The sequence below is a fragment of the Bradyrhizobium sp. CCBAU 53351 genome, from assembly GCF_015291745.1.
Classification (GTDB): Bacteria; Pseudomonadota; Alphaproteobacteria; order Rhizobiales; family Xanthobacteraceae; genus Bradyrhizobium.
In genome coordinates, this window is the sequence record NZ_CP030060.1 from 155626 (window position 1) to 171087 (window position 15462).

The 15462-nt window shown below is 57.0% G+C and carries 9 protein-coding genes and 3 pseudogenes; 8 read left to right on the top strand and 4 right to left on the bottom strand.

The features are described 5' to 3' along the window. Positions 1–151: 151 nt before the first annotated feature. Both sctT and XH83_RS35740 read left to right on the top strand, forming a co-directional pair. Positions 152–967 (top strand): type III secretion system export apparatus subunit SctT, encoded by an 816-nt coding sequence (gene sctT, locus XH83_RS35735; protein WP_128929712.1) that lies wholly within the window; start codon positions 152–154, stop codon positions 965–967. Continuing rightward, positions 964–2001, top strand: coding sequence for an EscU/YscU/HrcU family type III secretion system export apparatus switch protein (locus XH83_RS35740; RefSeq protein WP_128929711.1), 1038 nt, complete (start codon positions 964–966; stop codon positions 1999–2001). The genes sctT and XH83_RS35740 overlap by 4 nt, the downstream gene beginning before the upstream one ends. 166 nt (positions 2002–2167) lie before the next feature. On the opposite strand, the gene XH83_RS35745 is transcribed toward XH83_RS35740, so the two are convergent. The 4 genes and pseudogenes from XH83_RS35745 to XH83_RS35760 form a co-directional block, all read right to left on the bottom strand. Further along, positions 2168–2800 carry a CpaD family pilus assembly lipoprotein gene (locus XH83_RS35745; RefSeq protein WP_128929710.1) on the bottom strand — a complete coding sequence of 211 codons (633 nt, stop codon included), beginning with the start codon at positions 2798–2800 and terminating at the stop codon, positions 2168–2170. A 9-nt stretch (positions 2801–2809) separates the two neighbouring features. Further along, positions 2810–4200: pseudogene (locus tag XH83_RS35750) on the bottom strand (type II and III secretion system protein family protein). Between the two features lie 70 nt (positions 4201–4270). Next, complete coding sequence (locus XH83_RS35755) at positions 4271–4969, bottom strand: response regulator transcription factor (RefSeq protein ID WP_128929709.1); 699 nt, start codon at positions 4967–4969, stop codon at positions 4271–4273. A gap of 1271 nt (positions 4970–6240) precedes the next feature. Next, on the bottom strand, positions 6241–8886 hold the full coding sequence (locus XH83_RS35760) for a PAS domain-containing protein (RefSeq protein ID WP_128929708.1): 2646 nt from the start codon (positions 8884–8886) through the stop codon (positions 6241–6243). Positions 8887–10929: 2043 nt separating this feature from the next. On the opposite strand from XH83_RS35760, the gene XH83_RS40475 reads away from it, so the two are divergent. From XH83_RS40475 to XH83_RS35785, 6 genes and pseudogenes are all read left to right on the top strand, one after another. Continuing rightward, entirely contained in the window at positions 10930–11244 is a 315-nt protein-coding gene (locus XH83_RS40475) for a transposase (RefSeq protein ID WP_128929707.1), read from the top strand. Between the two features lie 110 nt (positions 11245–11354). Further along, positions 11355–11519: pseudogene (gene tnpB, locus XH83_RS35770) on the top strand (IS66 family insertion sequence element accessory protein TnpB); the annotation flags it as partial. Positions 11520–11947: 428 nt separating this feature from the next. After that, a pseudogene (locus XH83_RS35775) lies at positions 11948–12374 on the top strand (transposase); the annotation flags it as partial. A gap of 190 nt (positions 12375–12564) precedes the next feature. Further along, positions 12565–13080 (top strand): transposase DNA-binding-containing protein, encoded by a 516-nt coding sequence (locus tag XH83_RS40480; protein WP_232995591.1) that lies wholly within the window; start codon positions 12565–12567, stop codon positions 13078–13080. Continuing rightward, complete coding sequence (locus XH83_RS35780) at positions 13077–14051, top strand: IS4 family transposase (RefSeq protein ID WP_232995590.1); 975 nt, start codon at positions 13077–13079, stop codon at positions 14049–14051. The genes XH83_RS40480 and XH83_RS35780 overlap by 4 nt, the downstream gene beginning before the upstream one ends. Positions 14052–14248: 197 nt before the next feature. Then, complete coding sequence (locus tag XH83_RS35785; RefSeq protein WP_128929705.1) at positions 14249–14689, top strand: VirK family protein; 441 nt, start codon at positions 14249–14251, stop codon at positions 14687–14689. Positions 14690–15462: the final 773 nt, after the last annotated feature.

Below are 15462 nucleotides of genomic sequence, written 5' to 3' on the forward strand. Positions count from 1 at the left end.
GGCCTACCCTGCGGGCTCGCAGTGCGGCTGGTGCTCTCGTTGAGCGCTATTAGAACGAACACCGCCGACTATTTGCGGCCTTGGCGTCAAACATTAAGGCACGGCGAGCGGAACCGGTTAGATTAGCTGAGGCGAACAACGAGCGCCGCGAATGCATGCTTTGTCACCCACCGAGGCGCAAGCTCTAATTCAGAGTGCTGTCGAGTTCGTCGTTGCAGCGGGCCTTAGCGCTGCGCGGGCCTTAGGCATTATGTTGGTGCTTCCCGTATTCACGCGGCCGCAGATTAGCGGGATGATCCGCACAAGCTTGACGATCGTGATTGGACTGCCATGCCTTGCGCATGTCAAGGCCGGTCTGCAGACTCTAGATCCGGCCACCCGTCTGGCCGCGGTCGCGTTCCTCGGTCTCAAAGAGATATTCGTCGGCCTGCTGTTCGGGATGTTCCTAAGTATACCGCTATGGAGCATCCAGGCAGTTGGCGACATCATTGACACGCAACGGAGCGTTTCAAGCCAGTTGGACGATCCTGCGACGCGCAGCCAGGCCTCCGCCACGGGTCTCTTTCTCGGAACTGCTGGGGTTACTATTTTCGTTGCGTCTGGAGGTCTACAGACGATGGTTCGGTGCCTGTATGGCAGCTATCTGATCTGGCCCGTGTACCGGCTACTACCTCCTCTGACAATGCAAGGGGCAATGGAAGTTGTAGCGCTTCTCGATCATATCATGCACACGGCCCTGCTATTTTCCGGACCCGTGCTGGCTCTGCTGCTCCTGATTGAGATATCCCTCATGTTGCTAGGGCGGTTTGCGCCGCAAATTAAGCTGAACGACCTCTCCCCCACCATCAAGAACGCCGCCTTTGGCATCATCATGGTGAGTTACACCGTCTTCCTCATGGAATACATGGGAACGGAGATTATCCAGTCCTACGGAGTGCTGGAGTGGCTCGGGAAGTTCCTAAAATGAGCGACTCGAGCGAAGAGAAGAAGCGTCCGCCAACTCCCAAGAAGCTACGGCAGGCGCGTAAGAAGGGACAGATCCCGCGCAGCGCCGATTTTGTGAGCGCGCTTAGCATTTGCGCCGCATTCGGCTGTCTATGTTTCCGAGCGGGCGCGATCGAGGGCGTATGGCGTGAGGGGGTGCGGCTCGTCGACAAGCTGCAGGGGCAGCCCTTCAACAGTGCGGTCCAGCAGGCACTGGTCGGATTGATCGAACTTTCGTTGACGAGCGTTGCCCCAATCATTGGAGCGGCCGTGGCTGCAGGCATTCTAGCCAGTGTCTTGGCTGCTGGTGGGCTGACGTTCTCCGTGGAGCCGCTGAAACCAAGCCTTAAGAAATTGGATCCAATCAAAGGGCTCAAACGGATTGTCTCTCAGAAGTCGCTTGTCGAGCTTGGTAAGTCGTTGATCAAAGTGTTCCTTCTCGGCGTAACGCTGTTTTTCACCTCACTCGCAAGTTGGAAGGCGCTGGTGTACCTGCCTGTCTGCGGTTTGGGTTGTTTCAGCTTTGTATTCAAAGAGGTCAAATTCTTAATTGAAATTGCTGCTGGGGCGTTTCTGATCGGCGGCTTGACCGACCTGCTAATTCAGCGCTGGCTATTCTTGCGTGACATGCGCATGACGGAGAGTGAAGCGAAGCGCGAGTCTAAGGAGCAGGAAGGCAACCCACATGTAAAGGGCGAACACCGCCGGCTTCGTCGGGAATCGGCGAGTGAGCCGCCGCTCGGAGTCAATCGGGCCACATTGATACTGACGGGCCCCGCGATGTTAGTTGGACTGCGCTACGTTCGTGGACAGACCGGAGTGCCGGTTTTGGTATGCCGCGGTGAGGACGAACTTGCTTCACAGTTGTTTGATCAGGCGAGGGCGCTGCATCTGAGCATTATTCAGGAACCTGCTTTGGCGCGTCAGCTGATCCGAAAGGGAATAATGGGCAAGGCCGTTCCGAAGGACTGTTTCGAGGGGGTTGCAAAGGCAGTCTTTGCCGCTGGCCTGGTCTAGCTTGGCGCGGCAATGCGATGCATTCGGGCGTGTTAGTCAAAGACGTCCAGTCGCTACTTGATCTGTAAGTCACGTCGTCTGGAAAGGCGGAAGCAGATCGTGGCGTCTGCGGAAGTTGGCCGCCAGAGTATCGCCAATGCTCTTGCCGCTCAGCCATTGAGAGTGCTCATTGGGCTTCTGACGCAATGCGATTATGAGTGTCACTTTCCAAGTGGCTCTTGTTGCCTGCGGCGAGACCTCCCCGTGCGGTAAGCGGAAGCACCGCACGGTCACCACTGGTTGGCAAGATAGCTCTGTTCTCGAGCAAGTCGCCGGGATCGTTGACCGTGACCGCGAGGTTATTGCGGATCGAACAGCCGAGCGTTGGATTGAAAGAATTGTCGTCTACTGAAGGGCCGATGATTGAAAGGGATGGACAGAGCGGAGGACGTGCTTCGTAAATGATCGCCTCGATTTGGACACCGAAATGGCTGGGCAGATCTACGGGGGAAGCGGACCGGCGAATATTATAGGCGGGAACGCCCATCTCGCGGGCCTCATGAGCCACCTGCGTAATGAGCCGGGGCGAACCACTGACGTCCAGATGGAGTGCATCCCGCCGACCGCGGCTGGCGTTCGCAATGAAATTACGCAGACCATACCTCTCGGCGCGACGAAGGCTCTGTAGTCGCAAGATACTGGTCTTCTGCTCCACTTGAATCGCTTGATCAGTCGGCTCAGAATAGATCGCAGCATTATGTGTGCATCCGCCTACGGTTGCCGCTACGGCAATCAAGTGGCCCAGGTTTCGCAAGGTCATTAGCGGTCCTCATTCGATAACAAAGCCGGCTCCGCCGGTCGCGTCTGGTTCGGTGCGGGAGCCTCGCGGCTTCGCGGGGGACGCGCCAACGTATTCGTTAAAATGCGCCCCCCGTCTGATGGCGGCCGGAGGCGGTCAGTCGGCGCGCTTATCTTGGCGGCAGATGATGCTGGCCGCACGATGTAAGGGGTAACGACGATGACAAGCTCCGTCTCCTGCTTCTGAAATGAGGAGGACCGAAACAGTGCACCAAGGATCGGGACATCGCCTAACCCGGGAAACGTGCTGATGTCGGTGTTGAAATTGCGTCTTATGAGCCCGCCGATTGCAAAGCTCTGACCGCTGGCAAGCTCGACAACAGTACTGGCACGTCGCGTGGAGAGGCCAGGCAGAGACATTCCGTTGATATTGACTTCACCTTCTTTGGATAACTCACTGACTTCAGGCTTGACGTGGATATTGATCTGATTGTTGCTGAGAACGGTCGGAACGAACTCCAGACTGATTCCGAATTGACGGAATTGAACTGAGAGTTGACGATTGTCCTGCATGACCGGAATTGGAAATTCGCCGCCTGCCAGGAAGCTTGCTGATTCGCCGGACATCGCGGTAAGAGTTGGCTCCGCCAATACCGACGCGAGATGCTCGTTGGCGAGGGCGTCAAGTACAGCACTGATGTTCGTGCTGCCAACGCCGACTCCGACACTTGCCGTGCCGCCACCCCGGCTCGCACCGGAACCGCCAGGCTTGCCACTGCTAAACCCGAAAATGACCGCTCCGTTTTGGCCCGATGCAGAGAGGTTGATGCCAAGCTCCTTCACGGCGCTGCGCGAGACTTCCGCCACGCGCACGCTAAGCGTCACTTGCAATGAGCCGGCCACTTGGATGTTGTTGACGACCAGCGCGCCCGCGCCCAGAAATTGCTCGGTAATCTTCTTGGCGCGCTCAACGACGTCGACACTTGGTGCTGTCCCTCTCAGAATTGCGCCGCGTGGCGTATAGGTGACTTGGATCGGATGGTCCCCGAGCTCAGCCTTTAGTGCAGCACGCAAATCCTCGATAGGCTGGGTAACGACAACACGTAACTCGGCTAACGCTTCTCCATTGTCGTTCAAAGCAAATAGGCTGGTCCGTCCCGACTGTTTTCCAAAGACGAAGATGGTTGTATTCGATGGGGCCTGGTAGTCGGCTATCGTTGGGTCGGCAACGAATATGCTGGCCGCCGGCGCCGGAAGATGAATCGTCTGGCCCTGAGAGGAGGAAAGATTCAAGACCCCGCTAAGGCTGTCAGTTGTTGACCGTGGCGACGCCTGATTAGGGTCGCGCTTTATCTGAGCTGCGGTAGTGGGCGGCAGCACGAGAGGAAGCGAGCAAACGACATACAGAAGGCGCGAGCGAATAGCTGAGGTGACCGCCGTCGGCCATCGGCAGCTGCGAACATCAAGGGGGAACTTCAACTGAGCGTCGTTTTCAAGTGTGGCGGCAAGGCAGCGGATCGTTCTTCAGTTCAAGCGCGTAGCCGACGCCGCGCGCGGTTTTGATTCGTAGCGTTGTGCCGGACTTGCTCAAATGTGTGCGCAATCGATAGATCCCGACTTCTAAGGCATTGGTCGAGACTTCATCGTCAAACGCATAGAGGCTTTCCTCTAGCAACGCTCGCGGCACGGTGCGGCCTGCTCGGCTGAGCAGATGTTCGAGAATGCAGACTTCGCGGCGCGCAATTCTGAGTGGCCGACCGTCAACTGAGACTTGCCGGCCAATAGGATCGAAATGTAAGTTCCCGAAGGTGATCACGGGTGCCGTCAATTGCGTCGATCGTCGCAAAATGGCGCGCATTCGAGCAATAAGCTCATCGATAGACACCGGCTTAGGAAGAAAATCGTCGGCGCCACCATTGAATATCGCGATCCTGGTCTCAAGATCGCTCAGGCTGCTCATCATCATGGCAGGCATTGAATATCCTTCACGTCTCAACTGTTTCAACCAGTCCAATCCATTTCCGTCCGGCAGAGCCAACTCGAGCAAGAGAATGTGATAGCTGGCACAACTCAGCGCGGTCTCCGCTTCGTCAAGAGTAGAGATGAGGTCCACGGCAAAACCGCGAACGAACAGGGTTTTCTTGGCGGCTCGCACGAAGGCGGCGTCCTGATCGACCAGTAGGATTCGCATTGTGGTCGCCTATAGTGCGATTGTGTCGAGGCCTGAGCGCATCACTGTCGGCACGGAGCTACGATGATCCCCCCGCCTGGTCGAGCAGCTGCAATTGTCGAGCATTTGACTGAAGAGAAAATCGAACCGCACGAGTAGCTGCGTCCTCCTTGTAAAGAACGGATACGACTTACGAGGCTTCAGGTAGGATCGAAAAATCAATTTTCTTGATAGTGTTCATCCAAGCCGCGAATAGGTTGCAAAGGGAATGCACGTAGCGGCGCGGAGAGTCAGCGCCTAGCTCGCCGCGAGCCGATGAATAAGCGGAAGCAGCAACGCTCTTATGCGTTGGCTTGCCGCGTCGAAAAACAGAACCGCGAGCATCGGGCGTCGCTGTTGACGCGCAGGTTGGGTGCCGGCGCTCGATTGTGCGTCAATGTGTTCCGCTATGGCCCAGGACGTCCCATCGGCTCAACGCTTTGAAGGAGGGGGCCTCGAACGTCTCGTCCTCTTTCCGCTTCGGCCAGATCGAGGAGCCGTAATAATCGTATCGCGGCGCCGGGGATTTCGTACAGCAACGCGTGCAAGTCCAAGCTGATCAGCTTGTACGGTCAAGCCGAAGCGGCACGACGCGCTTGCTGAAGGAACTCAGCTTCTTAGGGCTGACACCCCGAAAGGGATCGACCCCTTCAAAAAGTACCGATGGAATTTGTGGCGAATCTGGCCGGAAAGCGGTTAAGGCCGTCACTCAAGGCCCTGAAGGCGCCGGCGGTGTGACTAGGGAACCCGCAGCGTTAGCTCTTGAGACTGCGGCTAATCGCCAGCGCTTCGCTATCTAACGAGTGGTCTGCTGCTCAGCTCGTGCATCCTTCTGCGGACGGAAGCGGCATTCGGGCCGTCGAGCGGGAAGCACGCGAAAGCGCCCTGAATCGGAGCCGGTGGTGCCCAGTGCCAAAGCTGCTTGCCAGCGAGGCGTCGTGATCGTCTGCTCAGCTTCGATTCTGTTGCGATCCGATCGAACGCTTCGCCTTCCTCAGTTTGAGGTTCATGCGGGGTGAACATTCAACTTCGCCAGGTTAGATACAAACTCACGGTCCCAGCAGTCGGTGTCAAGAACCCGATGGCCATGCGACCCGAAGGTGTGCCCTGCAGCATTCCGTGAGCCGATCCGAATGCGGCGATATCCAGATATGCCGAGCGAAAGTTTCGTCGAGGCATCGAGCCGTTTAGCTTTCGACAATAAGCACGATCGTACTTGTCGACCCGATTTCACACGGCTAGTCAAATTCCAATCATGACACGACTGGCAGGACAAATTGAAAGGATGCGCCCGGCTCTTGCTTCTGGACGATCGACAGGCGGCCTCCGTGAGCTTCTACGATCGAGCGGCAGATCGACAGACCCATTCCAAGGCCGGTAGATTTGGTGGTGAAGAACGGATCTAAGACTCGGATCCTATCACCCTCAGCGATGCCGACGCCGCTATCAGTCACGGAGAGCTGCACGCGGCTCTCATTGTCTCTGGATGACTGAATCATCAGTTCGCGCGCTCTGTCGTCAACAGCTTGCATGGCCTCTACTCCGTTCATCACCAGATTGATGATTACTTGTTGCAGCTGAACCCGGTCACCGAGAATTTTGGGAAGTGATGGTGCTAGCTCAGTTCGCAAGGTCACTTGGTGGTTAATCAGCTCACGCGTTACCAGCGCGATAGAGTCGTTCACAACCTCATTAATGTCTAGCGCTACCATCTCGATATCACCGTTCCTCGCGAGTGTGCGGACCCTGCGAATCACTTCGCTTGCGCGCATAGCGTCATCAATGATCCACTCTACGGATCTGTGCACGGCGGAAATGTCGGGAGCTTCGCGACGTAGCCAGCCAAGGCACGCATCGGCGTTGCTGATTATGGCCGTGAGCGGTTGGTTCACTTCGTGGGCGATAGAGGCTGTTAGTTCCCCCAGCGCCGTCAGGCGCGTCACATGCGCAAGATCCGCCTGTGCCTTTCGCAGTCCTTGTTCAGCCTGATCGGCGCGAACTTTCGCCGTGATATCAGTGGCCACGCCTCGGTAGCCGAGAAAATGGCCGCTTACATCAAATAAGGGCCTGCCGCTGCTCTGGAAGTAGATTGGTGACCTGGTCCTCCCCACGGTACGATAGACCAGATCGCGAAATGGAAGATGGGCATTTAGCGTTATTTCATGCTGCCGCCACTTCTCGGGCTCTTCTTCAACGTCGCTCGCAATCTCCCAGCAACGCAGGCCGATGACCGCTCTTGCCAAGAGGTCCGTAGCGTTGGTGTGCTCCGACAAGGTGTACCGGTGATCCGGCCCGGTCTCCCATAACCAGTCAGAAGCAGTTGCGGCGTAGTCACGAAAGCGCTGCTCGCTCTCGCGTAGCGCAGCAAGAGTGTCTTCCAATTGTTGTTTGGCTGCGTGCTGCTCAGTGACATCCATGTGCGTTCCGACGAGTTCGACAGTTGAGCCATCGCTTGCCAGCACGGCGTGCGCAACAGCATGTATGTGTCGTATCGCGCCGTCGGGAAGACAGATTCGGAAATCGTATTCAAAATTCCCTGTTTTTTGTTCAATGGCCTGACGTTGGATTTCCTGTTGCCGCGGCAAGTCGTCTGGATGAATCCGCGATCGGATGGCCTCAATGGTCACCGGCTCATCCGGGTCAAAGCCAAATAGACGACTGACTTCGGCGGAGCGATAAGCAAAACAGCGACGGTTGCAGTCCCACGACCAGGTGCTCGTGCGACTGAGCTGCTGCGCGTCGACCAGATAGGCCTCGCTACGGCGCAGTTGTTGTTCCGTCTGCTTTGCTGTCGTGACGTCCGTGGCCGCCCCGACAAACTCGATATTCCCGGACGCGGTTCTCGTAGCACGTGCCACCGCGTGAATGTACTTTATCGAGCCGTCGGGCATCAGCAATCGGTATTCGTGCTCGAAATGCTCGCCTCGAAGGGCCCGATTCAAAGTGTCTTGGACAGAAGTCTTGTCTTCTGGGTGAGTGCGGTCAATGACGTGTTGCGCCGTTACTTTGGTCTCTGGATCATACTGGAATATCCGAAAGCTTTCCTTCGACCAAAAGACCTCGCCGGTGGCCACGTTCCAGCCAAAGCTGCCTGTGTGGCTCAATTCTTGCGCCTGAGCCAAATGCGCTTCGCTCCGCTGAAGAGCAAGAACCGTCCGCTTCTGTTCGGTGATATCTTCGCAGGCAATGAGGACGATGGGCTTATCGTCGGCCCACAAGATCGCCTTGGCAGTCTCGCGCACCCACAGCACCGAGCCGTTCCTACGGACTTTCTGGATTTCCCATGTACGCGATTGGCCGATATATGTAAGGCATCGCTCGATGGATTTGCGAACGACCTCGCGATCGTCTTTCAGAAAGACTCTGAACACCGATTGGCCGATCAGTTCCGCGGGCGTATAGCCGAGGTGGATCGCGCCGAAACTATTGACGTTCAGGACGGTTCCGGTTTCATTGACCATGAAGTACATGGCCGGGTTATGCTCAAAGATCTCGCGCCAGAGTTTCTCTCGGTTGCGCAGATCGTCCGCGCTGTGCCTTAGCTCGGCGGCGACCTCACGCGCTGCTTCCTTTTCGTAGCGGAGTTTTGCGATCAGGCGCGTTCCGATGATGGACGCAGTAAGGAAAGCGATAATCACCAAAAGCTCGTGAGGGGCGTCGATCTGGGGATTGAACGTGAGGACGTAAATTAAAGCGCTGACGGCGACTATGGAAAGCGCCAACGATGCGACGAAAGTGCCAATCAGCGAAAACACCAAAATCACGACCAAATAGACAAGCGCTGTGGCTGCGAAAGGGCTATGAAGATACAAGGAAGCTAGCGTCAATGCCGCGAGCGTAATGCTAGCCAAAATAAATTGCGCCGATGAACGTCCAAACGCGATGAGCCAATTAAACATGCTTGTATCCGTCCGGCCCTTCTGGCGGGATGATTAAAATGCAGGAATTTGTTCGAGCCGCCGGACAAGCGCTCCTGAGCGCTTTCTACGTCGGCCGCCGAAATCAGCATAGCCAAAAAAAAAGGCGCATTACAAACCTTCGTATAGTTCTCTTACATGGTAGAAATCGTACGCTCACATAGTAAATCAATGGCGTATCGTGCTTTTAGCGGTCCTCCTCGTTGGCGGCAATGCTACAATCTGGATTGCCGCGGCGAGTGGCAGAGGAGTGCAAAACCAAACGGTGGACGGATGGCCGCGGGGCATTGCTGAGTCTCAGGGATTTTGAGGAGGCCGTGTGTCGTTCCGGAAAGGGCCGGGCGAAAGCCTTTTGAGCGGCTCCTTCTGATGGAGAGGAAGAGGGTGGACGGGCTAGTGTGAGCCAATCGCGAGAGCGTGCCGGCGGTTCGATCCGGATCGCTCTCCTCAGGTTTGTCATGTGCTCGAGCCATCCGATTGTAAGGCTGGTGGCTGTCCTAACGTTCTCGTCCACAGCGCCCCTTCTGCTCTCCGTATAGCTCGCTGTCTACCTGCAAGCCTTGACGCTCGCCGTAATTTTAGGCAGCGCCATGGAGATTAATTCGGTCTTGTCGATCTGCTCAAGGCAAACCGCCTAGATGCCTCCGACCAACTGAAGTCCAATTCCTTTGTTGAATTGGCTCGCTCATTCGGGCCAGAATTTGATTCACGTTTCCTATATCGGCGATACCCCGGAGCTTCTCGGGATTGGTAGCTGCCTTTGGGAAGGTAGCTGGCAACGTTTCTAAGATGTGTACGCGTGCAGACAGCTCGAGTTGCACAGGAGGGGTAGCCGAGCGTTGGACGCCAGCCGCTTGACTTGGCACGTGCCGCTATTGTCCGTCCAACGGTCGGCGCCAAGGGAGCCATAGAATGGTCGGCCGACGGCCTCGCGCAAGGGGGCGCCAGCAAATGGACCGACGCTGTCAAGATGGAGACCTCCTCGACATTATCCGCGAAAGCTGGCGGCTTGGCGATGTCGCGAAGTCGCAGATGCGGCACTGCTTTCTCAACTTGCCTCGATCGGATCGAGGCCTATCAGCCAAGGTACCCACAATAGGTCACTAGCCAGCTCCTCCGCCGGCGGCGCGCCTCGTCGCCATGTCGCAGCCGGGCGGGTTCGTCGTGCAAGGGGCGGAGCCCAAGCGCTGAAGTTCACAAAGGCCGATTTTAATGACGCTGAATGCGCGCAGCAGGCGAGTGGACTGATATGCTGTATTCTCCTTGCAATAGGCGGGAGAAGACGGTTTGGCCAACATTTTTGTGGGCCCGCGCAAGTGCGCTTGGGGCCAGCGCCGTGGCCGTTCGTCTAATCAAGCCGTCAAGGTCCGCTGTGCCCATGTCAAGATGCGCCAGGCTTTAGACTTCCGAACGGAAACGGATAGCATCGGGGCTGGCGACCCTAAGAACAAGCAATCTGGATGCAAATTGGTTAGTCGCCTTCAAGAAACCAGCCGCTAAGGCCGGCTTTCTGTTTGTCACATAGCGCTTTATGTCCGGACCACTTGGGTGTTCGCAAGCGTTGTCGAAATGCATTCAGGTGCATTCGCGAGGCTGGATGTCGTGGACGAGGTGAGCGATGTGGCGCCAAGTGTCCTCAATGTCACGCTTCTGAGCTTGCCGCGTCTAGTGGGGCGTCGTGTCGAGAGGATGCAATTTAGGGATCAAGAGAGCACGACGGCTGACCTCCGTATCGTTACTCGACTTACGGGATCATGAATCGTCTCGCGTCAAGCACGAGCGCGGATGCAGAGGCTAATCTTCAATGCGGAATTAGGTAAGTCCCCTGGCGCTGACATAGAAGATCATCGACCTCGTCGTTTAGTGCGCGTGCTGCCCTTCGCCTTTCGCCGGATTGATAGTGCCGAACGATATTGCAAAGTGTGTGCCGCTCGTAACACTTACATAGTATTCCTCCGTTGAGGGCCGCCTTGTTTGACGGAGGCGAACGCTGCAGGTCCTAGGGGTAATCCTAGGAGAAGCGCTATGACGATTTCGAGGGCGGAGGTGATCACATCGGTCGAGCGGCGGCGCCGGTGGTCGCGGGATGAGAAGGAACGGCTAGTTGCAGCATCGCTCGAGCCCGGAGCCAATGTTTCCGAGGTGGCTCGCACGGCCGGCCTTCATGTGAGCCAGCTGTTCCGGTGGCGCAAAGAGCTTTGTAAGCACGGTGAAGCGAGTATAGCGGCCGTTCGTGCCGGTCGAGAGTCGGCCGTCTGTGCCGCCGCGGGAGGTTGCCGAAGCCCCTTTGGCGACGACATCGGGGCGTCGACGGAAGAGCCAAGGCATCATCGAGATTGATCTTGGTACCGGACCCCGCATCCGGATCGATGGCGAGGTTGATGGAGTGCGCATTCCAGGGATGGTGATGGAGACGCGCTGCGTCGTGTTCTCGATGCTTTGGTGCGCCGATGATTCCGGTTCCGGCGGGTGCGCGAGTGTGGCTGGCGACCGGCCACACGGATATGCGCCGAGGCTTTCCGTCCTTGGCGCGCCAAGTGCAGGAGGTGCTGCGCAAGGACCCGCTCAGCGGTCACCTGTTCGTCTTCCGTGGTCGCCGAAGCGATCTTGTGAAAGGTGATCTGGCACGGTGTGCTGCAGAGCATGAAGGAGGTGAATATCCGAATTTGATGCGTACAGCTTTATGAGAGATGGAGGACGGCCCTCCTGCATCGGTGTTCCAGGCGCAGGTGCAAAACCACGACACTGTGGCTTCGTTTAAAAGGCGCGGTCATCAGCAAGTGTTGCAAAAGTCCCGGGTTTACGGGGCAGGTACGTATCCAGAAGGCGAGCGAAAGCAAATCTTCCGATGACGCGTCGAAAATTACTAAGGCGTCGCCAAAATCAGGGGCGCGTGCCATCCCTGAGATCAATCCGTGAGACGCCTGGATTACTGCGCGGATGGCGACCGGCGTTTAGGGGACGCGATCTGGATACAGGCTCTTGTAGAGAACTGCAGGAACCAGTCGTTGTGATGCCAAGGGAGAAGTTCAAGCGGCGCACACCGCGAAGCAAGCTGCTGCTCGACGACATGCACGCCTGGCTGCTGCGCGAGCGAGAAACCCTCTCGCGCTCTTCCGAGGTCCTGAAGCCTATGAATTACATGCTCAGGCGCTGGGCCGACTTTGCGCGCTTCCTCGACGATGGCAGGATCTGCCTCAGCAACAATGCCGCCGAAAGAGCGCTGCGGCATCGCCTTGGGAAGGCGCAATTGAACCTTCGCCGGCAGCCTGCGCGGCGCCGAACGCGCCGCCATCATGCTGACGATGATCACTACCTGTCGTCTTAACGATGTCGATCCCAAAGCCGGGCTTGCCGACGTCCTCGCCCGGATCGTCGATCTTCCCGCTTCGCGTCTGCACGAACTGCTGCCCTGGGAATGGAAGCTCCCGCGCCAAGCCGACGAACCTACCGATCAGCAAGCTGCCTAACCTTCACGCAGCGCTATCATAGCGCTACCCGGCCCCCGCGCGCATGCGTCAATCAGGCGACCTTCGTCGTCTTTCAATTACCCACGAATGCTTTATTCGATTGCGGTAGCCCTGATCGAAAAATCTTGAATCGGATGAATCGCTTGTGATTCATTGTCGAGCACCTGAATCGCGACGGCGAGGTGCCTTGATGTGTTCAAGTGGAACGACATCTCGTTGGTCGGCCGGCCCGGATGGTCGCCAGGATGATGGTGATGAAAGCGCCGTCGAACACTGGACGGAGCGCGAGATCGACAAGACAGCTTTCAAGGATGCTCGTCTTGGTCAACGATTTGGCGAGCTGTTGAAGCAAATTGGTGACGGTATGGGCGGGAGCATACCGTTCGCGCGTCAGGACTGGGCGAACACGAAGGCGGCCTACCGCTTCTTCGCCAACGAGCGCGTGGAGGAAGCCGACATCCTCAGCGGCCACTTCGCCGCCACACGCGCACGTTACGATGATTGTACAGGCCCAATTCTCCTCATTCAGGACACGACGGAATTCTCCTATCAACGCGCGAACACGAGCGCCATTGGCCTAACCAAGAGCGTCAACAGCGGTCGGAACAAGGACGGTCGTTGGCGCCATCACACGGTCTGCGGAATGCTGATGCATTCCAGTCTCGCTGTGACTGTCGAGGCTTGCCGCTGGGATTGGCGGCGGTGAAGTTCTGGACACGAAAAAAGTTCAAAGGCAGGGCGCAGCTCAAGAAGAAGATCAACCCGACCCGCGTTCCGATCGAGAAGAAGGAGAGCGTTCGCTGGCTCGACAATCTCAGGCAATCGATCGAGCGGCTCCGACAGCCGGAGCGTTGCATTCATATCGGTGACCGTGAAAGCGACATCGACGAATTGTATTGCCTGACGCAAGAGCTTGGCGCTCACTTCCTTGTCCGCGCCTGCGTCGATCGGCTGGCAGGCGATGGCGGTCATACGATTGCAACCGAGATGGAAGAGACCAGCGTCAAAGGCTTGCATTACATCGACGTGCGCAACGACAAGGGCGAGACGACGAAGGCCGCGCTGGAAATCAAGTTCAAGCGGATCGCGGTCTTGCCTCCCATCGGGAAGCAGAAACATTATCCAGCCCTCGACCTTACTATAATCCATGCCACTGAGCGCGGTACGCCAAAGGGCCGTAAACCGATTGAGTGGAAGCTCATCACGGACCTAGCCGTCCGCAGGCGCTCGGAGGCAATCGAGAAGATCAACTGGTACGCCATGCGGTGGAAAATCGAGGCGTTCCACAAGATCCTGAAATCGGGTTGTAAGGCGGAAGACTCAAAACTCCGGACCGCGGAGCGACTTGCCAATCTAATGGCAGTCTTCTGCATTCTCAGCTGGCGCGTCCTCTGGCTCACCATGCTCAATCGCCTCGCCCCAAACGCGTCACCGAAGCTCGCACTGACAGACACCGAGATCGCATTGCTCGATCAACTCATCAGCGGCGCCAGCCATCGACGATGTCGGCCTGGAACCCTTGCATTTTATCTTACCAAACTTGCACGATTAGGGGGCTACTTGGCCCGGGCAGCCGATCCGCCACCGGGAAATGTTGTCATCTGGCGCTGTCTCTCGAGACTCACAGATATCAAACTCGGTGCCGAAATTGCAGCGGCTGGAAATGTGGGTAATTGAAAGCTTCGTCGTATGCGTACCTTACATACGAGATTGTGACGTTAGGTTTGCGTTCGCAACCACTTGCGTACGGTAGTAGCGCATGCTGTTTATCGCAACGGCGACGTTCGCCTGACGTTCGGTGCCCGCCAAAGTCTCCGAGCACGAGACGAGACGGGTACTGCTACGTATGTGAGTCTTGTATTGGAGAAGAGCATATGCGGCTCAATATCACATGTCTAACGAGACTGTCTTCCTTGCTTTTAGTGGCAAGCGTAAGCACGACAGCGAAGGCCGGCGAGCCTTCTGCAAAATATGTAGACGTGCTAAGTGCCCTGCGGGCCGGCAAGGTAGTAACGCTAATACTAGATCTCGATCGTTGCACAACCGTTGATGGCGGTCAGCCCGGACCAGCCATGCAAGGTGGTCTGATTATCAGCGCCTTCAGGGTTAGCGCGCAGAACGGAATCAGCTTCGCCAATGTGCATCAAACCTTGGACGACTCAGGACACCCTGTTACCGAATACATCCGCCACAGCCTTAACCGCGAAGGCAAGCTCAAGGTAAAGGCCTCAAAGTTGGTTGCTGGCGCGGCCGAAGCCGTGATCCAGGGTGAATTTGTCTGCGAGCTGCCAGACGGCGCGAAGTTCCTTTGGTAAGGGCAATAGCCGCCGTCGAGGGGCCGAGCTGCCGTTCGGCATCGGCCACCCGGGGCGTCAGCAAAGAAGCGCAACAGAGATCGTGATCGGCGCGATCTCAAGAGATTTGCTGACCGGAGCAGATGAGAACGTGGTTTGCAGCTCGACTTACCCGTTCGGAGTCGACTGCCGCTGACTGGTCGCAAGCCGGAGACGCGAAGAGCCTCGCCATCACAAAGGCCGAGGTGTGGAGCAGCCAAGAAATGAAAGCTCAATTGCGCTCGAGTTGAGCTCCGCGTTGTTACCATTTGGCTAAGCGTCACCGAGTCAACCTAAGGAAGTTACGGCTGGAATGAAGAACGTTTGGATTATATCGGCGATCGTCCTCGCCCTCGCGCTGGCGGCGACGTCTTTCGTCTACGTCGCAAGACAGCATCTCAACGCCGATGCACTCGGAGCCGGACCATCAAGTCCTTGCGTCGGCGACCCTAATGGATGTGAAGATCTTGCTCCATATCCATTTGGCCAGTATGTTTGCAACAGTTACCCGGGGGCGTGCCGACACTAGGGGGGCCGCTTACGCAGAACGTTGTGGTCAGAACGTCGCGAGTGCCGGGCCAGTGCGCCTTGCACTAGGCGGCGCAAGGCGCCATGCTAAACGTTCGCAGGAGTATATATCCCGAGATGGTAGTCAGGCTCACGACATGGGTGATGGAACTCTCTCGGGGAAAACTGCTGGTCGAAGCCGGCCTCATCGCTCCAAGCGGTAAAGGAATAGATTGATCTCATCGTCA

What these genes read in the sequence shown, in the direction of transcription:
- sctT (WP_128929712.1), top strand. Translation starts at nt 152, where the DNA reads ATGCATGCTTTGTCACCCACCGAGGCGCAAGCTCTAATTCAGAGTGCT.
- XH83_RS35740 (WP_128929711.1), top strand. Translation starts at nt 964, where the DNA reads ATGAGCGACTCGAGCGAAGAGAAGAAGCGTCCGCCAACTCCCAAGAAG.
- XH83_RS35745 (WP_128929710.1), bottom strand. Translation starts at nt 2,800, where the DNA reads ATGACCTTGCGAAACCTGGGCCACTTGATTGCCGTAGCGGCAACCGTA.
- XH83_RS35755 (WP_128929709.1), bottom strand. Translation starts at nt 4,969, where the DNA reads ATGCGAATCCTACTGGTCGATCAGGACGCCGCCTTCGTGCGAGCCGCC.
- XH83_RS35760 (WP_128929708.1), bottom strand. Translation starts at nt 8,886, where the DNA reads ATGTTTAATTGGCTCATCGCGTTTGGACGTTCATCGGCGCAATTTATT.
- XH83_RS40475 (WP_128929707.1), top strand. Translation starts at nt 10,930, where the DNA reads ATGACGATTTCGAGGGCGGAGGTGATCACATCGGTCGAGCGGCGGCGC.
- XH83_RS40480 (WP_232995591.1), top strand. Translation starts at nt 12,565, where the DNA reads ATGTGTTCAAGTGGAACGACATCTCGTTGGTCGGCCGGCCCGGATGGT.
- XH83_RS35785 (WP_128929705.1), top strand. Translation starts at nt 14,249, where the DNA reads ATGCGGCTCAATATCACATGTCTAACGAGACTGTCTTCCTTGCTTTTA.